We start from the raw sequence: 19,307 nt of genomic DNA, 5'->3' as shown, positions 1-19,307 counted from the left end.
ATGAAAAATACTGAACTGGAAAGCCTGATTAACGAGAAACTCAACAGTGCGGCGTTCAGCGATTACGGCCCCAATGGCTTGCAGGTTGAGGGACGTGAAACCGTACAGAAAATCATTACCGGCGTTACCGCCAGTCAGGCGCTGCTCGATGAAGCGGTGCGTCTGGAGGCGGATGCCGTTATCGTTCATCACGGCTATTTCTGGAAAAATGAAGCGCCGGTTATCCGGGGCATGAAGCGTAACCGCCTGAAAACGCTGCTGGCTAATGATATCAACCTGTATGGCTGGCACCTGCCGCTGGATGCGCATCCGGAGCTGGGCAATAACGTCCAGCTCGCCGCTTTGCTGGGTATCAACGTGATGGGCACCGTGGAGGGCGAAGAATTGCTGCCATGGGGGGAACTGTCCATGCCGGTGCCAGGGCTTGAACTGGCGTCCTGGATTGAAGCCCGCCTTGGGCGCAAGCCGCTATGGAGCGGCGATACCGGACCGGATCTGGTCAAGCGCGTGGCCTGGTGTACCGGCGGCGGGCAAGGGTTTATCGATAACGCCGCGCGCTTTGGCGTTGATGCTTTTATTACCGGTGAAGTCTCAGAGCAGACCATTCACTCAGCCCGCGAGCAGGGGCTGCATTTTTACGCAGCCGGCCACCACGCCACCGAGCGCGGCGGTATTCGCGCCTTAAGCGAGTGGCTGACCGAAAACACCGAGCTTGATGTGACCTTTATTGATATTCCGAATCCGGCCTGAGGAGAGGAAAGATGCAACGAGCGCGCTGTTATCTGTTAGGTGAAACGGCGGTAGTGCTGGAACTGGAACCTCCTGTTCAGCTTGCAACGCAAAAACGCATCTGGCGATTAACCCAGCGTTTAGCCGATGTACCCGAAGTGGTGGAAGCCATCCCCGGCATGAATAACATCACCGTGGTATTGCGCGATCCGCAGGAACTGGCGCTGGATGCGATCGAACGATTACAGCGCTGGTGGGAGGAGAGCGAAGCCCTGGAGCCTGAGTCGCGAATGATTGAGATCCCGGTGATTTATGGCGGCGCTGCCGGACCGGATCTGGCGCTCGTTGCCAGGCAAGCCAGCTTAACCGAGAAGCAGGTGGTTGAACTGCACGCCTCTGTTGATTATGTGGTGTGGTTCCTGGGCTTCCAGCCCGGTTTCCCGTATCTCGGGACGCTGCCCGCAAGCCTTGCCACACCGCGACGCGCTGAACCTCGCGTGCGCGTCCCCGCAGGATCAGTGGGCATTGGCGGCACACAAACGGGCGTTTATCCACTGGAAACCCCCGGCGGCTGGAATCTGATTGGTCGCACCGACGTGCCACTGTTTAATCCCGCATTACCCGAGCCGGTGCTGCTGCGTCCCGGCGACACTCTTCGATTTATCCCCCGCAAGGAAGGCATATGCTGACAATTATTCGCGCCGGGATCTATGCCAGCGTCCAGGGCGGTAAGCGCACCGGATTACGCCAGTCAGGCCTGAGCTATTGCGGCGCGCTTGACGGCCCGGCGTTAGCCATCGCCAATGCGCTGGTCTGTAATGAGGCCGATGCCGCAGGGCTGGAAATCACGCTGGGCCAGTGTGAGATTGAGTTTGGCCGCGATAGCTGGTTTGCGCTTACCGGAGCCGGGTGTGAGGCCCGGCTTGAGGGAAAAACGGTCTGGACAGGCTGGCGTTACCCGGTAAAGGCCGGGCAACGGCTGGTGCTGAAGCGCCCGCAGCACGGTGTGCGCAGCTATCTTGCCGTTGCGGGTGGACTGGATGTTCCCCGCGTGCTCGGTTCATACAGTACGGATCTCAAAACCGGACTGGGCGGGCTGGAAGGCCGGTTGTTGAAGGATGGGGACAAAATCCCGCTTCTGCCTTCTGCGCACCCGCTTCGCGCATCTCGCGGCGTGAAGCAACTGCTGTGGGGTAACCGGATCCGCGCCCTCCCAGGCCCCGAATACCAGGACTTTGATAAGCACTCTCAGGAGGCATTCTGGCGCTTACCCTGGCAGCTCAACCCGCAAAGCAACCGCATGGGTTACCGACTGCAGGGCCAGCCGCTGGTTCGTACCTCCGGGCGGGAGTTGTTATCCCATGGCCTGCTTCCGGGCGTGGTGCAGGTTCCGCCTGGCGGGCAACCTATTGTGCTGATGAACGATGCCCAGACCACTGGCGGCTACCCGCGCATTGCCTGTGTTATTGAGGCGGATATGTACCATCTGGCACAGATCCCACTGGGCCAGCCGGTGCATTTTGTCCCCTGTACCCTTGAAGAGGCGCTGACCGCAAGGCGCGAACAGGCGCGTTTTCTGCAACAGCTGGCCTGGCGCGTTCGCCATGAAGATTGATCTTAACGCCGATCTTGGCGAAGGCTGCGCTGATGATGCCGCGCTGATGACGTTGATCTCCTCAGCCAACATAGCCTGTGGGTTTCATGCCGGAGATGCGCACACCATGCTGGTCACCGTGCGCAGTGCGTTAAAACACGGCGTGGCGGTGGGGGCGCATCCGGGCTTCCCGGACAGGGAGAATTTTGGTCGCACCGCGATGCAGTTGGCCCCGGAGACCGTCTATGCTCAGGTGCTGTATCAGATCGGCGCGCTGGCGGCGATAGTACGGGCGCAGGGCGGGCGTCTGCGGCATGTTAAGCCTCATGGCATGCTCTATAACCAGGCTGCCGTTGAGCCGCCGCTGGCTGATGCTATCGCGCGGGCGGTGCATGATGTTGATCGCGGTTTGCTGCTTATCGGACTGGCTGGCAGTGAGTTGATTCGGGCAGGCGCGCGCTACCAACTGGCAACCCGGCAGGAAGTGTTTGCCGACCGGGGCTACCAGGATGACGGGCGTCTGGTGCCGCGCAGCCAGCCAGGCTCGCTGATTACCGACGAAAAGCATGCGCTGGCGCAAACGCTCAGTATGGTACGCCACGGAAAAGTGACCAGCATCAACGGCGTGGATGTTGAGGTGCTGGCGCAAACCCTCTGCTTACATGGGGATGGCGAACACGCGCTGGCCTTTGCCCGGCAGTTGCGGGCGGCATTTGCCAGAGAGAACATTGCCGTAAGCGCCGATATTTAAACGCGAAGGAACAGGTTATGCCGGAAGGACCGGAAATCCGCCGCGCCGCAGACAGTCTTGAAGCGGCAGTCAAAGGCAAATCCCTGACCAGCGTCTGGTTTGCCTTTCCTCATTTACAGGCTTATGCGTCCGATCTGGTTGGTTGCACGATTACGCATATCGAAACCCGGGGCAAAGCGCTGCTGACCCATTTTTCCAGCGGCCTGACGATGTACAGCCACAACCAGCTGTACGGCGTCTGGCGGGTGGTGGGCAGTGGCGAAATACCCGAGACGACGCGTGTCCTGCGCGTACGGTTGGCAACTGCCGACAATGCCATATTGCTCTACAGCGCATCTGACATCGCAATGCTGACTGCTGACGAGCTGGCGACACATCCCTTTTTACAGCGGGTTGGCCCGGATGTGCTGGATATGTCGCTGACGGCGGCGCAGGTTAAAGCGCGTCTGTTATCAATGCGTTTCGCCCGCCGACAGTTTGCCGGGCTGCTGCTCGATCAGGCATTTCTGGCCGGACTGGGCAATTATCTGCGGGTGGAAATTCTGTGGGAAGCCGCGCTGGCACCTCAGCATAGGGCCTGCGATCTTGATGATAGTCAACTGGACAGGCTGGCGCAGGCGATGCTCGCGATCCCCCGCCTTTCTTATCAGACGCGGGGCAGGGTGAATGAAAATCGCCACCATGGCGCGCTGTTTAGTTTTAAGGTTTTCCATCGGGAAGGGGAGCCATGCGAGCGCTGTGGCGGGACGATTGAGAAAACCACGTTATCCTCAAGGCCGTTTTACTGGTGCCTTGGCTGTCAGCAATAAAAAACCCGCCCCAGCGGGTTTTTTGGTCAACCGACGATTAATGCTTTTCGAGATCGGTTTTGAACTCACGTTTAGCATAACCGGTGTACAGCTGACGCGGACGGGCGATTTTCAGGCCATCGTCATGCATTTCATTCCAGTGTGCAATCCAGCCGACGGTACGCGCCATGGCGAAAATAACCGTGAACATGGAGGACGGAATGCCCATCGCCTTCAGGATGATACCGGAGTAGAAGTCGACGTTCGGGTAGAGTTTACGCTCAATAAAGTACGGGTCGTTGAGGGCGATATGCTCAAGTTCCATGGCCACCTGCAGCAGATCGTCTTTGGTGCCAAGCTCTTTCAGTACTTCATGGCAGGTTTCACGCATCACGGTTGCGCGCGGGTCATAATTTTTATACACCCGGTGACCGAAGCCCATCAGACGGAACGAATCGTTTTTGTCTTTGGCGCGACGCAGGAATTCCGGGATGTGTTTAACGGTACTGATCTCTTCGAGCATTTTCAGCGCCGCTTCGTTCGCACCGCCATGCGCCGGTCCCCACAGGGAGGCGATACCTGCGGCGATACAGGCAAACGGGTTAGCGCCGGAAGAGCCGGCGGTACGCACGGTCGAGGTGGAGGCGTTCTGCTCATGGTCCGCGTGCAGGATCAGGATCCGGTCCATTGCCCGTTCCAGAACCGGGTTCACTTCGTAATTTTCACACGGCGTGGCGAACATCATCCGCAGGAAGTTACCGGCATAGGAGAGGTCGTTACGTGGGTAAACGAACGGCTGACCGATAGAGTACTTGTAACACATCGCGGCAACGGTCGGCATTTTGGACAGCAGGCGGAAGGCGGCGATTTCACGATGGCGTGAGTTATTCACATCCAGTGAGTCGTGGTAAAACGCAGCAAGGGCGCCGGTAACACCGCAGAGTACCGCCATCGGGTGCGAGTCGCGACGGAAACCGTGGAACAGACGGGTAATCTGTTCGTGGATCATGGTGTGGCGGGTGACGGTCAGTTTGAATTCGTCATACTGCTCCTGCGTAGGTTTTTCGCCGTACAGCAGAATGTAGGACACTTCGAGATAACTGGAGTCGGTAGCCAACTGATCAATCGGGAACCCACGGTGCAGCAAAATGCCTTCATCACCATCGATAAAGGTGATTTTTGATTCGCATGATGCGGTAGAGGTGAAACCTGGGTCAAAAGTGAACACCCCTTTTGAACCGAGACTACGGATATCAATAACATCCTCACCGAGCGTGCCTTTTAGCACATCCAGTTCAATAGCAGCGTCACCATTGTAGGTGAGGTTTGCTTTTTTATCAGCCATTTACGGTCTCCTTAGCGCCTTATTGCTTAAGACTACCTGTTACCGGATTTGCATTCAAACTGCCTTTTAACGCTACCAGATTATTATGTTGCTCGCTGCTCTGATGAGAGGAGATACCAGGGTACAGAGCGATGGGCGCATGCAGGTCAGCATCGAAAATTCAGTTGAAACAACAACAAATCAGGGAGTCAGTAGTCCGAAATTTACAAAACTGGTTATCACTAATAACTGTCCTGATTAATTCGGTCAATTCAATCACACTGTTGCATAACTTATTTGCAGGTGAAAGATAGACCCCATAACTTTTGCGAATTATATCTCTCTTTCGGGTGGATTTGTAACAGTAATGTTTAAATTTTGTCAAACTAGATGGTTAAACTTTAAAATAATGTTGTTATCGTGATGGTCGTCACTGTTCTGCATAAAACCCGACAAACTAAATGTAGGTTAATTGTAATGATTTTGTGAACGACCTATACTGCCGCCAGGTCTCCGGAATACCCTGCAATCCCGAGCCACCCAGCGTTGTAACCTGTCGTTTAGCATCTGGAAGCAAATTTTTTGCATGACGCGCAGTTATAGAAAAGGACGCTGTCTGACCCGCACGCAGACCGGAGGAAGGAAACTAATAAGAACAGCATGTGGGCGTTATTCATGATAAAAAATGTGAAAAAACAAAGACCTGTCAATTTAGATCTTACAACGATCCGGTTTCCTGTTACGGCAATAGCCTCCATTCTGCATCGTGTGTCCGGCGTGATTACTTTTATCGCGGTTGGCATTCTGCTGTGGCTGCTGGGTTTGTCGCTGTCATCCGAAGAAGGCTTCCTGTCCGCCTCAGCTATCATGAGCAGCTTTTTTGTTAAATTCATTCTGTGGGGCATCCTGACTGCGCTGGCTTATCACGCAGTCGGCGGTATTCGCCACATGCTCATGGATTTTGGCTGGCTGGAAGAAACTTTTGAGGCAGGAAAGCGTTCCGCTAATTTGTCATTTGTTATTACTGTCGTGCTTTCACTTCTCGCAGGAGTCCTCGTATGGTAAGCAACGCCTCCGCATTAGGACGCAATGGCGTACATGACTATCTTCTGGTCCGTGCTTCCGCCCTTGTCCTGACGCTGTACATCATCTATATGGTGGGCTTCTTCGCCATCACCGGCGATGTCACCTGGCAAGTCTGGTCAGGCTTCTTCGCTTCCGCCTTTACCAAAGTCGTCACCCTGCTGGCGCTGTTCTCTATTTTGATCCATGCCTGGATTGGCATGTGGCAGGTGTTGACCGACTACGTTAAACCCGTGGCTGTACGCCTTATTTTGCAACTGGCTATCGTCGTTGCACTCGCGGTTTACGTCATCTATGGATTCGTTGTGGTGTGGGGTGTGTAATGAAACTGCCAGTCAGAGAATTTGATGCTGTCGTTATTGGTGCTGGCGGCGCAGGTATGCGCGCAGCGCTGCAAATTTCCCAGAGCGGCCAGACGTGTGCGCTGCTCTCCAAAGTCTTTCCAACCCGATCGCATACCGTATCGGCGCAGGGCGGTATCACCGTTGCGCTGGGTAACACCCATGAAGATAACTGGGAATGGCACATGTACGACACCGTAAAAGGGTCGGACTATATTGGCGATCAGGACGCAATTGAATATATGTGTAAAACCGGCCCGGAAGCGATTCTGGAGCTGGAGCATATGGGTCTGCCTTTTTCCCGTCTCGACGATGGTAAAATCTACCAGCGCCCGTTCGGCGGTCAGTCAAAAAACTTCGGCGGCGAGCAGGCTGCACGTACTGCGGCAGCAGCTGACCGCACCGGTCATGCACTATTACACACGCTTTATCAGCAAAACCTTAAAAATCACACTACTATTTTTTCGGAGTGGTATGCGCTGGATCTGGTGAAAAACCAGGATGGCGCGGTTGTCGGCTGTACCGCACTGTGTATTGAAACCGGCGAAGTGGTCTATTTCAAAGCGCGTGCAACCGTGCTGGCGACCGGCGGTGCCGGGCGTATCTACCAGTCCACCACCAACGCCCACATTAATACCGGCGATGGCGTAGGGATGGCACTGCGTGCCGGTGTACCGGTGCAGGATATGGAAATGTGGCAGTTCCACCCGACGGGTATCGCCGGGGCGGGTGTACTGGTCACCGAAGGCTGCCGTGGGGAAGGCGGCTACCTGTTAAATAAACACGGTGAGCGTTTTATGGAGCGCTATGCGCCAAACGCGAAAGACCTGGCGGGTCGTGATGTGGTGGCGCGTTCTATCATGATCGAAATCCGCGAAGGGCGTGGCTGCGACGGCCCCTGGGGTCCGCATGCCAAACTGAAACTCGATCACCTCGGCAAAGAGGTGCTCGAGTCGCGTTTGCCTGGCATTCTGGAACTGTCCCGTACCTTTGCCCACGTCGATCCGGTCAAAGAGCCGATCCCGGTTATCCCAACCTGTCACTATATGATGGGCGGGATCCCGACCAAAGTGACAGGTCAGGCGTTGACGGTGAACGAGCAGGGCGAAGATGTGGTGATTCCAGGCCTGTTTGCCGTTGGTGAAATCGCCTGCGTCTCCGTCCACGGTGCCAACCGTCTGGGTGGTAACTCGTTGCTGGATCTGGTGGTGTTTGGTCGTGCTGCGGGCCTGCATCTGCAGGAGTCCATCGCTGAGCAGGGTGAACTGCGCGATGCCACCGACGAGGAAATCGATGCTTCCCTGGCGCGCCTCAACCGCTGGAACAACAACCGTGACGGTGAAGATCCGGTGGTTATTCGTAAAGCGTTGCAGGAGTGCATGCAGCATAACTTCTCGGTATTCCGCGAAGGTGATGCGATGGCCAAAGGGCTTGAACAACTGAAAGCGATTCGTGAGCGTCTGAAAAATGCCCGTCTGGATGACACCTCCAGCGAGTTCAACACTCAGCGTGTTGAATGCCTGGAGCTGGATAACCTGATGGAAACCGCATACGCAACGGCGGTATCTGCCAACTTCCGTACCGAGAGCCGTGGCGCCCATAGCCGCTTCGACTTCCCGGAACGTGATGATGAAAACTGGCTGTGCCATTCCCTGTATCTGCCAGAGACGGAATCCATGACGCGTCGTAGTGTCAATATGGAACCGAAACTGCGTCCGGCATTCCCGCCGAAGATTCGTACTTATTAATGCGGAGACAGGAAAATGAAATTCGAGTTTTCGATTTATCGCTATAACCCGGATGTTGACGATGCTCCGCGCATGCAGGAATACACGCTTGAAGGTGAAGAAGGGCGTGACATGATGCTGCTGGATGCGTTGATGTTGCTCAAAGAGCAGGATCCGAGCCTGTCGTTTCGTCGCTCCTGCCGTGAAGGTGTCTGCGGCTCTGATGGCGTGAACATGAACGGTAAGAATGGCCTGGCCTGTATCACGCCGCTGTCGGCGCTGGGCAACGGCAAACAGAAGATTGTCATTCGTCCGTTGCCAGGGCTGCCGGTAATCCGTGATTTGGTTGTGGACATGGGGCAATTCTATGCCCAATATGAGAAGATTAAGCCTTACTTATTGAATAATGGGCAAAATCCACCCGCTCGCGAGCATTTACAGATGCCGGAACAGCGCGAGAAGATCGATGGACTGTATGAGTGTATTTTGTGCGCCTGCTGCTCTACTTCATGCCCGTCGTTCTGGTGGAATCCGGATAAGTTTATCGGCCCGGCAGGTCTGCTGGCTGCGTATCGCTTCCTGATCGACAGCCGCGACACCGAAACCGAGGATCGTCTGGAAGGGTTAAGTGATGCTTTCAGCGTATTCCGCTGCCACAGCATCATGAATTGCGTCAGTGTCTGTCCGAAGGGGCTGAACCCGACGCGCGCCATCGGTCATATTAAATCGATGTTGTTACAACGCAGTGCATAAGGAAGGTGAGGGGCGTGCTGTTTCCCCTCACTCTGACCCTCTCCCTAACGGGAGAGGGCAATAAGCAGGAAACCTTTAAAAACCGCTATATGCGATTGAACTAATCAATACGTTCGCGGCGAGACAAGACGGCAACTGAACGAATCGCCGGGAGCATAGTGAACTATGTGACCGGTGTGAGCGAAGGTAGCCACCGCAGTCGTAGCCCGAACGGAGAAGATTAGAGGCAGTTTTTAAAGGTTCCTTCGCGAGCCACCAAGAGCTCGCAAGTGAACCCCGGGACGTGTGCGTCGGCGCACGTCGTAGTTATCCACGGCGATGTAAGCATAACAATGCTTAAGGGATCACGATGCAGAACAGCGCTTTGAAAGCCTGGCTGGACTCTTCTTACCTCTCTGGCTCCAACCAGAGCTGGATAGAACAGCTCTATGAAGACTTCTTAACCGATCCTGACTCGGTAGATGCAAACTGGCGTGCCATGTTTGAAGAGTTACCGGGCACCGGAGTGAAACCGGATCAATTCCATTCAAAAACACGTGACTATTTCCGTCGTTTAGCGAAGGATGCCTCACGTTACTCATCTTCCATTTCTGACCCTGATACCAACGCCAGGCAGGTTAAAGTCCTGCAGTTGATCAACGCCTACCGCTTTCGCGGTCATCAGCAGGCTAATCTGGATCCGCTGGGACTCTGGCAGCAGGAGCGGGTCACCGACCTCGATCCTGCCTTCCATGATTTAACCGAAGCCGATCTGCAGGAAAGTTTTAACGTTGGCTCTTTTGCTATCGGCAAAGAGACAATGCCGCTGGGTGAGCTGATCGAGGCCCTCAAGCAGACCTACTGCGGCTCCATCGGCGCCGAGTATATGCACATCACCAGCACGGAAGAGAAACGCTGGATCCAGCAGCGTATTGAGTCCGTGGTGGGCCATGCCACCTTCAGCGTTGAAGAGAAAAAACGTTTCCTGAGCGAGCTCACCGCCGCAGAAGGGATGGAGCGCTATCTGGGGGCGAAATTCCCGGGCGCCAAACGTTTCTCGCTGGAAGGCGGCGATGCGCTGGTGCCGATGCTCAAAGAGATGATCCGTCATGCCGGTAAAAATGGCACCCGTGAAGTGGTGCTGGGCATGGCTCACCGTGGTCGTCTGAACGTGCTGATTAACGTTCTGGGTAAGAAACCGCAGGATCTGTTTGACGAATTTGCCGGTAAACACAAAGAGCACCTCGGCACCGGCGACGTGAAGTACCACATGGGCTTCTCATCAGATATGGAAACCGAAGGCGGCCTGGTGCACCTGGCGCTGGCGTTTAACCCATCGCATCTGGAGATTGTCAGCCCGGTGGTAATGGGCTCTGTGCGCGCGCGTCTGGACAGACTCGATGAGCCGGGCAGCAATAAAGTCCTGCCGATCACCATTCACGGTGACGCGGCAGTAGCCGGTCAGGGCGTGGTTCAGGAGACCCTGAACATGTCCAAGGCGCGGGGTTATGAAGTGGGCGGTACCGTCCGTATCGTCATCAATAACCAGGTGGGCTTTACCACCTCCAACCCTCTGGATGCCCGCTCCACACCGTATTGTACTGATATCGGTAAAATGGTGATGGCGCCGATTTTCCACGTCAACGCCGATGACCCGGAAGCAGTCGCCTTTGTAACCCGCGTGGCGCTAGATTTCCGTAATACCTTTAAACGCGATGTGTTTATCGATCTGGTGTGTTACCGCCGTCACGGCCATAACGAAGCCGACGAGCCAAGCGCAACTCAGCCGTTGATGTACCAGAAAATCAAAAAACACCCGACGCCGCGTAAGCTCTATGCCGACAAGCTGGAGTATGAAGGCGTATCGACCCTCGAAGATGCCACTGAGCTGGTGAATCTGTACCGTGACGCACTGGATGCCGGTGAGTGCGTGGTCCAGGAATGGCGTCCGATGAACATGCACTCCTTTACCTGGTCGCCGTACCTCAACCACGAATGGGATGAGATCTACCCGAACAAAGTGGAAATGAAACGCGTTCAGGAGCTGGCCAAACGCATCAGCACAGTGCCGGATGCCATTGAAATGCAGGCGCGCGTGGCGAAAATTTACTCTGACCGCCAGGCCATGGCGGCAGGTGAGAAGCTGTTTGACTGGGGCGGTGCGGAAAACCTCGCGTACGCCACTTTGGTTGATGAAGGGATCTCGGTGCGTCTGTCCGGGGAAGACTCCGGGCGTGGCACCTTCTTCCATCGCCATGCGGTCATTCATAACCAGGCCAATGGTTCCACCTATACTCCGTTGCACCATGTTCACAACAGCCAGGGGCCGTTCAAAGTCTGGGATTCCGTCCTCTCTGAAGAAGCGGTACTGGCGTTTGAATACGGTTATGCCACCGCAGAGCCGCGTACCCTGACCATCTGGGAAGCGCAGTTTGGTGACTTTGCCAACGGCGCGCAGGTGGTTATTGACCAGTTCATCAGCTCCGGCGAACAGAAATGGGGCCGTATGTGCGGTCTGGTTATGCTGTTGCCGCATGGCTACGAAGGTCAGGGACCGGAGCACTCCTCCGCCCGTCTGGAACGTTACCTGCAACTGTGCGCTGAACAAAACATGCAGGTGTGCGTCCCGTCGACGCCAGCCCAGGTTTACCATATGTTGCGTCGCCAGGCGCTGCGCGGCATGCGTCGCCCACTTATCGTGATGTCGCCGAAATCTCTGCTGCGTCATCCGCAGGCGGTTTCTACTCTCGATGAGCTGGCGAACGGCACCTTCCAGCCTGCGATCGGTGAAATTGATGACCTTGATCCGCAAGGTATTAAGCGCGTTGTCTTCTGTTCTGGTAAGGTTTATTACGACTTGCTTGATCAGCGTCGTAAGAACGATCAGAAGGATGTCGCGATTGTACGTATTGAGCAGCTTTATCCGTTCCCGCATCAGTCGGTTCAGGAAGTGCTGAAGCAGTATGCACATGTGAAAGATTTTGTCTGGTGCCAGGAAGAACCGCTTAACCAGGGCGCATGGTATTGCAGCCAGCATCATTTCAATGAAGTGATTCCATTTGGGGCGTCACTGCGTTATGCAGGTCGTCCGGCCTCCGCTTCGCCAGCGGTAGGATATCTGTCCGTTCACCAGAAACAGCAACAAGCTCTGGTCAATGACGCGCTGAACGTCGATTAAATAAAGGATAAATAATGAGTAGCGTAGATATTCTTGTACCCGACCTGCCTGAGTCCGTTGCTGATGCGACCGTTGCGACCTGGCACAAAAAACCGGGCGATAGCGTCCAACGTGATGAAGTGTTGGTAGAAATCGAAACTGACAAAGTGGTACTGGAAGTACCCGCATCGGCGGACGGCATCCTCGACGCAGTACTGGAAGACGAAGGTACTACCGTGACTTCGCGCCAGATCCTGGGTCGCCTGCGTGAAGGTAACAGCGCAGGTAAAGAGAGCAGCGCGAAATCTGACGCCAAAGAGTCGACCCCGGCTCAGCGCCAGCAGGCGTCCCTGGAAGAACAATCCAATGATGCGCTCAGCCCGGCGATCCGTCGCCTGCTGGGAGAGCACAATCTTGAAGCCAGCGCGATCAAAGGCACCGGTGTTGGTGGTCGAATTACTCGCGAAGATGTTGATAAACATCTGGCGAAAGCCCCGGCGAAGAGCGAAGAGAGCAAAGTTGCCGCACCATTAGCTCCTGCGGCGGCGCCACAGCTGGCTGGTCGTTCTGAGAAACGTGTGCCGATGACCCGTCTGCGTAAACGCGTGGCGGAACGTCTGCTGGAAGCGAAAAACTCGACCGCAATGCTCACGACCTTCAACGAAGTGAACATGAAGCCGATTATGGATTTGCGTAAGCAGTACGGTGACGCGTTTGAAAAACGTCACGGTATCCGTCTGGGCTTTATGTCTTTCTACGTCAAAGCGGTCGTGGAAGCCCTGAAACGCTTCCCGGAAGTGAACGCCTCAATTGATGGCGATGACGTGGTTTATCATAACTACTTTGACGTCAGCATGGCGGTCTCCACGCCACGAGGTCTGGTTACGCCGGTGCTGCGTGACGTTGATACTCTGGGTATGGCCGATATTGAAAAACGGATCAAAGATCTGGCGATTAAAGGCCGTGACGGCAAACTGACCGTTGAAGACCTGACCGGTGGTAACTTCACTATCACCAACGGCGGCGTCTTTGGTTCGCTGATGTCCACGCCTATCATCAACCCACCGCAGAGCGCGATCCTCGGGATGCATGCGATCAAAGACCGCCCAATGGCCGTTGATGGCAAAGTTGAAATTCTGCCGATGATGTACCTGGCGCTCTCCTACGATCACCGTCTGATCGATGGTCGTGAGTCGGTCAGCTTCCTAGTGGCGATTAAAGATCTGCTGGAAGATCCGACCCGTCTGTTGCTCGACGTATAGTTTTAGCCGTAACGCCCGGCAGCGTTTGCCTGCCGGGTTTTTCGCAGGCCGGGTAAGCGAATCGTCACCCGGCGAAAAGTAATGCATTTATCAACCGGATGGACAGAACATGAACTTACATGAATATCAGGCAAAACAACTTTTTGCCCGTTACGGTCTGCCTGCGCCAGTAGGCTATGCGTGTACGACGCCGCGTGAAGCAGAAGAAGCCGCCTCCAAAATTGGTGCCGGTCCGTGGGTAGTGAAATGCCAGGTGCATGCTGGTGGTCGTGGTAAAGCCGGTGGCGTGAAAGTTGTTCACAGCAAAGAAGATATTCGCGCGTTCGCGGAAAACTGGCTCGGTAAACGTCTGGTGACCTACCAGACAGACGCCAACGGTCAGCCGGTAAATCAGATCCTGGTTGAAGCTGCAACCGATATTGATAAAGAGCTGTACCTGGGCGCGGTCGTCGATCGTAGCTCCCGTCGTGTGGTGTTTATGGCCTCTACCGAAGGCGGTGTGGAAATTGAAAAAGTGGCGGAAGAGACCCCGCACCTGATCCACAAAATCGCCCTCGATCCGCTGGCCGGTCCAATGCCGTACCAGGGCCGTGAGCTGGCGTTCAAACTGGGTCTGGAAGGTAAGCAGGTTCAGCAGTTCACCAAGATCTTTATGGGCCTGGCGACCATTTTCCTTGAGCGCGATCTGGCGCTTATCGAAATCAACCCGCTGGTTATTACTAAGCAGGGCGATCTGATCTGCCTCGATGGCAAACTGGGCGCCGATGGTAACGCCCTGTTCCGTCAGGCGGATCTGCGCGAGATGCGCGACCAGTCGCAGGAAGATCCACGTGAGGCGCAGGCTGCTCACTGGGAGCTGAACTATGTGGCTCTGGACGGCAACATCGGCTGCATGGTTAACGGCGCGGGTCTGGCGATGGGTACCATGGACATCGTGAAACTGCACGGCGGCGAACCGGCAAACTTCCTTGATGTGGGCGGCGGTGCGACCAAAGAGCGTGTGACTGAAGCCTTTAAAATCATTCTCTCCGACGACAATGTCAAAGCCGTGCTGGTGAACATTTTCGGCGGTATCGTCCGTTGCGACCTGATCGCTGATGGCATCATCGGCGCGGTTGAAGAAGTGGGCGTTAACGTACCTGTTGTGGTACGTCTGGAAGGCAATAACGCGGAACTGGGCGCCAAACGCCTGGCTGACAGCGGCCTGAATATTATTGCAGCGAAAAGTCTGACGGATGCAGCGCAGCAGGTTGTTGCCGCAGTGGAGGGTAAATAATGTCTGTTTTAATCGATAAAAACACCAAGGTTATCTGTCAGGGCTTTACCGGTAGCCAGGGGACGTTCCACTCAGAACAAGCCATTGCTTACGGTACGCAGATGGTTGGCGGTGTGACGCCAGGCAAAGGCGGCACCACTCATCTGGGCCTGCCGGTGTTTAACACCGTGCGCGAAGCCGTCGAAGCCACCGGTGCGACAGCCTCCGTTATCTATGTTCCGGCTCCTTTCTGCAAAGATTCCATTCTGGAAGCCATTGATGCGGGTATCAAACTGATTATCACCATTACCGAAGGCATCCCGACGCTGGATATGCTTACCGTGAAGGTGAAACTGGATCAGGCTGGCGTGCGGATGATTGGCCCGAACTGTCCGGGCGTGATTACCCCTGGCGAATGCAAAATCGGCATTATGCCGGGGCACATTCACCAGCCGGGTAAAGTGGGCATCGTTTCCCGCTCCGGTACGCTGACCTATGAAGCGGTTAAGCAGACCACTGACTACGGCTTTGGTCAGTCCACCTGCGTAGGTATCGGCGGCGACCCGATCCCGGGTTCCAACTTTATCGATATCCTGAAGCTGTTCCAGGAAGATCCGCAGACCGAAGCGATCGTCATGATCGGTGAAATCGGCGGTAGCGCGGAAGAAGAAGCGGCCGCGTACATCAAAGATCATGTGACCAAACCGGTCGTCGGCTATATCGCCGGTGTTACCGCGCCGAAAGGCAAACGTATGGGTCACGCAGGCGCGATCATCGCGGGTGGCAAAGGGACAGCGGATGAGAAATTTGCTGCTCTGGAAGCGGCTGGCGTGAAGACGGTTCGCAGCCTGGCAGATATCGGCGAAGCGCTGAAATCGATCATCAAATAAGTCTTAAGGCCCCTTTTTAAAGGGGCGGTAATATGTTCGACATGGTTGGCCGCTCTGCAAAGAGCGGCCTTTTTTATTTTTTTAATAAAATCCGATAAGGAAAACATAAATCATTCTGGTGAAATATATATATCAATTATATAAATCTTATGAATGTCAGTTTAATTGATTCAGGGTTGTTATCCGAAAAAAATAAAATGGCTTGTTTTTCGTGATTATTTATTCCATCTTTAAATGTACATTTATCCGCCAGTTGCCATCTCTGTTAATTATTTACCTGGTCTAATTAATAAGGATGAATAATTGATATTGCTGATGTGTCTGGTGTCAGTTAAATAATGGAATATAAATTATGCCAGCACAGGGCGTGCGTTTTACGCTGAATATCGACGGTCTGGCGGAGACCGCCATAGCGGTGGTGAGTTTCCGTCTGGTACAGCATTACTCAAAACCCTTCATGCTGAAGGTGGATATCGCCAGCAACCTGCCGGACCTGGCCGCGACGGACTTTCTGGAAAAGACGGCGGTACTGACTCTCTGGCAGGGAAATGAACCACAACGCACGGTCAGCGGCATTGTCACGGCGTTCACCCTGCGTGAAAACAATCGCTGGCAGACGGGATACCACCTGATTATCTCTCCGCTGCTCTGGCGCTGCGGGCTGCGGCAGAACTTCCGTATCTTCCAGCAGCAGGACATCCAGACTATCTCTTCCATTCTGCTGAAGGAAAACGGCGTCACTGACTGGACGCCGGTTTTTTATGAGGCGCACTCGGCGCGGGAGTTCTGCGTGCAGTACGGTGAAAGCGACCTGGCGTTCCTGACGCGGCTGTGGGCGGAGGAAGGCATCTTCTTTTATGACTGGCCCGCACCGGACATCGCGGAGCAGACGCTGGTGCTGACCGACGATGTGGCCGGGGCGTCGGCGCTGGAAAGACCGCTGCCGTTCAATCCGGACGGCAATACGGACGCGTCAACGGCGTGCATCAGCCAGTTCCGCTATCACGCACAGATACGGCCTTCGTCAGTGGAAACCCAGGACTATACCTTCCATATCCTGCACTGGTCGGCGTATTACGCCCATGACGGGAAGCACCTGAACGGACAGCTGACGCAGTATGAAATCTTTGATTATCCGGGGCGATTTAAGGATGAGGCGCACGGGAAGGTGTTTGCCCGCTATCAGGTCGAGGGCTGGCGGAATGATGCCGAGACCGCGACGGGCTACAGTCATTCGCCGGTCCTGTGGCCGGGTAAGCGTTTCACCCTGAGCGGGCATCCGTCAGACCCGCTGAACCGTGAATGGCAGATAGTGGGGAGTGTGCTGACCGGGGAACAGCCGCAGGCGCAGCATGGAAGTCGGGGAGCCGGAACCACGCTGAGTAATTATTTTGAGGCGATACCGGCGGACAGGACATGGCGTGTACAGCCACGGGAAAAACCCAGAGTGGACGGCCCGCAGAGCGCGATTGTGACGGGCCCGAAAGGCGAGGAAATCTTCTGCGACGGGTACGGCCGGGTGCGGGTGCGTTTTCACTGGGACCGTTACTCACCGGGGAATGAGGACAGCTCGTGCTGGGTACGGGTGTCGCAGGCGTGGGCGGGCGCGGGATTTGGCAATCTGGCCATTCCGCGGGTGGGTCAGGAAGTGATAGTGGACTTTCTGAACGGAGACCCGGACCAGCCGATAATCATGGGGCGGACGTACCACCACAATAACCGCTCGCCGGGCGGTCTGCCGGGAACAAAGACGCAGATGACCATCCGCTCGAAGACGTACAAGGGCGAGGGGTTTAATGAACTGCGCTTTGAGGATGCGACGGAGAATGAACAGGTCTATATCCATGCGCAGAAGAACATGGATACGGAGGTGCAGAATAACCGGACCACCAGGGTGAAGGTGGACCATACGGAGACTATCGGGAATAACCAGAGCATCACCGTGGGGCATGATCGGAATGTCAGGGTCGGCAACAACCAGACGGTGAAGGTGAAGCATGACCGGCGAACGGATATCAGTCACGACGAGGGATTGTACGTGGCAAACGATCGTAAGGTGACGGTTGAAGGGACCCTGGCGTACACCACCCGAGGAGATCACATCAGCCTGACGGAGGGAATGCACAGTCTGGAGGTCAGGGGCGACATGGCGCAGAAGGTGGCCGGTGTGCTGGGTATCCGGGTGGAAGATAACATTGTGCTGGAGAGTCGTTGCATCACTCTGAAAGCCGGGGACGCATTTGTGGTCATCCATGCAGGCGGCGTGGATATCAGTGGTCCAAAAATCAACCTTAACAGCGGTGGGAGTCCGGGCTCGCCAGTCGGAACGTTAATGCCGGGAATGCTCAAGGCGCTAGCGGATGAGGATCAGCCGTCAACGGATCAGGGCAACGGCGGTGCCGGAGGAGATGAGGGCCATTCCGGGGAGTCAAACAGGCAAGATGACGAGAATCTGACATCAGCAGAGCCTGAATTAAACCATATGTTTGGCACCCTAAAAGGAATTGACGGTATCCAGAGTAACGAACTTTTATTCAGACCCTGCACTGGAGAATAATCACGTGACGACAAAACCCACACCACTTTTTGATGGACCACAGGATAAACCGACAGAATATGATGGTTTTCTGGGATGGTCTTCTGACTGGAAATGTTACCTTGATCAGGAGGATAAGCCTGTTCCATTAGATGATATCTGGTCATTATCGCCGGATGAGCAAAATGTCGTTGTGCGTAAAGGGGATACGCTTGGACAAATCGCCAAAGAATATCATTGCTCAATTGCCGAACTTGCTGATTATAACAATATCGAAAATCCGGCCTTAATTTATCCGGGGCAGGAGATAAAAATTCCACAAAAGCATTACACGCTGGATGACAGTCAAGAGGGAAGTGAAGAGAGAATTGATAATAAGCAGTGTCTGTTATCATTCTCTTTTGCGGATCTGATAGAGAAACCTATTGTCGGTTTGAAGGTTAAAGTTACCTCAGCACTGGGTGAGGTTTACGAATCCATAACCGATGGTCTTGGCCGGATTGGTGATTTTACAGCGGAGGCTGAAGCTGAAATTAAGATCTCTGTATCCAGCGGACTGGGAAAGATAAAAGAAATTGCCCACTTTGTCCCTCCGGAAGGCAAAATGGAGGTGACGCTCTCAAGCCCAAAGGTGAGAGTGAAAGGAAAAAGCGCGGCATTAACGGGTCCGGCAGGTAATGTTGAAAATGAAAGTACCGCACTTAATACCATCAACGTTGGAAGAGATACCGATGGCAAGCCCAGGCTCCATGTGAATCATGTTTGTCCTAACCGTTATGATTTGATGTTAGGGAAGAATGTTATTTACTGGAATGATATTATTCGCGCATCTGAGCGGAGCGGTATCATGCCGCAGAGTATTGCGGCTGTTATTAATGCGGAAGCCGCTAAATATCCTGGGGGAGTATGGAAACCAACGTCTGTCTGCAGAGACTCTGCAAACTCAACGGGACAGCTTACGGTATATAAAAGTTCTGCAGCGGGAATGACGCAGTTTTTGAATGGCACCTGGATGACGAAGACGTTAAGGAAGGTGCGATTTAATCGTCAGTTATGAGAACATAAGGTGTACTAGCTCAGACCTGATCTGACAGTTACCGGTTATTTATACAGGTGTCTGTCAGATTAAATCTGGTTC

The 19,307-nt window shown here is 54.6% G+C and carries 17 protein-coding genes; 15 read left to right on the top strand and 2 right to left on the bottom strand.

Annotated elements, in window-relative coordinates; genetic code table 11:
• Genes ACSZO4_RS12130 through nei form a run of 5 tightly spaced genes read left to right on the top strand, consistent with a single transcriptional unit; the run spans position 1 to position 3,883 of the window.
• Positions 1-750 carry a type 2 GTP cyclohydrolase I gene (locus ACSZO4_RS12130; RefSeq protein ID WP_437889226.1) on the top strand — a complete coding sequence of 250 codons (750 nt, stop codon included), beginning with the start codon at positions 1-3 and terminating at the stop codon, positions 748-750.
• Positions 751-761: 11 nt separating this feature from the next.
• Positions 762-1,418, top strand: a complete 657-nt coding sequence (gene pxpB / locus ACSZO4_RS12125) for a 5-oxoprolinase subunit PxpB (protein WP_437889225.1) — start codon at positions 762-764, stop codon at positions 1,416-1,418.
• Positions 1,412-2,344, top strand: coding sequence for a 5-oxoprolinase subunit PxpC (gene pxpC / locus ACSZO4_RS12120; RefSeq protein ID WP_437889224.1), 933 nt, complete (start codon positions 1,412-1,414; stop codon positions 2,342-2,344). The genes pxpB and pxpC overlap by 7 nt, the downstream gene beginning before the upstream one ends.
• Complete coding sequence (pxpA, locus tag ACSZO4_RS12115; protein ID WP_437889223.1) at positions 2,334-3,074, top strand: 5-oxoprolinase subunit PxpA; 741 nt, start codon at positions 2,334-2,336, stop codon at positions 3,072-3,074. The genes pxpC and pxpA overlap by 11 nt, the downstream gene beginning before the upstream one ends.
• 17 nt (positions 3,075-3,091) lie before the next feature.
• The gene (nei, locus tag ACSZO4_RS12110; RefSeq protein WP_437889222.1) at positions 3,092-3,883 is read left to right on the top strand and encodes an endonuclease VIII; all 792 of its coding nucleotides are present in this window, start codon (positions 3,092-3,094) and stop codon (positions 3,881-3,883) included.
• Positions 3,884-3,920: 37 nt separating this feature from the next.
• Here nei and ACSZO4_RS12105 read toward each other — a convergent pair whose 3' ends face one another.
• Positions 3,921-5,207, bottom strand: a complete 1,287-nt coding sequence (locus ACSZO4_RS12105; RefSeq protein WP_437889221.1) for a citrate synthase — start codon at positions 5,205-5,207, stop codon at positions 3,921-3,923.
• Positions 5,208-5,367: 160 nt separating this feature from the next.
• The gene (locus tag ACSZO4_RS12100) at positions 5,368-5,571 is read right to left on the bottom strand and encodes a hypothetical protein (RefSeq protein WP_437889220.1); all 204 of its coding nucleotides are present in this window, start codon (positions 5,569-5,571) and stop codon (positions 5,368-5,370) included.
• Between the two features lie 275 nt (positions 5,572-5,846).
• Between ACSZO4_RS12100 and sdhC the strand changes: the two genes are divergently transcribed.
• From sdhC to ACSZO4_RS12050, 10 genes are all read left to right on the top strand, one after another.
• A complete protein-coding gene (gene sdhC / locus ACSZO4_RS12095; protein ID WP_437889219.1) occupies positions 5,847-6,251 on the top strand; it encodes a succinate dehydrogenase cytochrome b556 subunit in 405 nt (134 codons plus the stop codon).
• Positions 6,245-6,592 (top strand): succinate dehydrogenase membrane anchor subunit, encoded by a 348-nt coding sequence (gene sdhD, locus ACSZO4_RS12090; RefSeq protein ID WP_437889218.1) that lies wholly within the window; start codon positions 6,245-6,247, stop codon positions 6,590-6,592. Before sdhC ends, sdhD begins: the two co-directional genes overlap by 7 nt.
• Positions 6,592-8,358, top strand: a complete 1,767-nt coding sequence (gene sdhA, locus ACSZO4_RS12085; protein WP_437889217.1) for a succinate dehydrogenase flavoprotein subunit — start codon at positions 6,592-6,594, stop codon at positions 8,356-8,358. Before sdhD ends, sdhA begins: the two co-directional genes overlap by 1 nt.
• Before the next feature lie 15 nt (positions 8,359-8,373).
• Entirely contained in the window at positions 8,374-9,090 is a 717-nt protein-coding gene (locus ACSZO4_RS12080) for a succinate dehydrogenase iron-sulfur subunit (protein WP_437889216.1), read from the top strand.
• A 349-nt stretch (positions 9,091-9,439) separates the two neighbouring features.
• Positions 9,440-12,247 carry a 2-oxoglutarate dehydrogenase E1 component gene (sucA, locus tag ACSZO4_RS12075; RefSeq protein WP_437889215.1) on the top strand — a complete coding sequence of 936 codons (2,808 nt, stop codon included), beginning with the start codon at positions 9,440-9,442 and terminating at the stop codon, positions 12,245-12,247.
• Between the two features lie 14 nt (positions 12,248-12,261).
• Positions 12,262-13,488: a 2-oxoglutarate dehydrogenase complex dihydrolipoyllysine-residue succinyltransferase gene (odhB, locus tag ACSZO4_RS12070; RefSeq protein WP_437889213.1), complete on the top strand. Its 1,227-nt coding sequence runs from the start codon at positions 12,262-12,264 to the stop codon at positions 13,486-13,488.
• A gap of 109 nt (positions 13,489-13,597) precedes the next feature.
• Positions 13,598-14,764: an ADP-forming succinate--CoA ligase subunit beta gene (sucC, locus tag ACSZO4_RS12065; protein WP_437889211.1), complete on the top strand. Its 1,167-nt coding sequence runs from the start codon at positions 13,598-13,600 to the stop codon at positions 14,762-14,764.
• Positions 14,764-15,633, top strand: a complete 870-nt coding sequence (gene sucD, locus ACSZO4_RS12060) for a succinate--CoA ligase subunit alpha (RefSeq protein WP_437889209.1) — start codon at positions 14,764-14,766, stop codon at positions 15,631-15,633. The genes sucC and sucD overlap by 1 nt, the downstream gene beginning before the upstream one ends.
• 352 nt (positions 15,634-15,985) lie before the next feature.
• A complete protein-coding gene (tssI, locus tag ACSZO4_RS12055) occupies positions 15,986-18,190 on the top strand; it encodes a type VI secretion system tip protein TssI/VgrG (protein WP_437889207.1) in 2,205 nt (734 codons plus the stop codon).
• Positions 18,191-18,194: 4 nt separating this feature from the next.
• A complete protein-coding gene (locus ACSZO4_RS12050; protein ID WP_437889205.1) occupies positions 18,195-19,226 on the top strand; it encodes a LysM peptidoglycan-binding domain-containing protein in 1,032 nt (343 codons plus the stop codon).
• Positions 19,227-19,307 lie beyond the last annotated feature (81 nt).

Source organism: Phytobacter sp. V91 (assembly GCF_965644225.1).
Lineage (GTDB): Bacteria > Pseudomonadota > Gammaproteobacteria > Enterobacterales > Enterobacteriaceae > CBFFRJ01.
The sequence above is the reverse complement of the archived record's forward strand: the minus strand, read 5'-3'. Positions and strand labels throughout refer to the sequence as shown.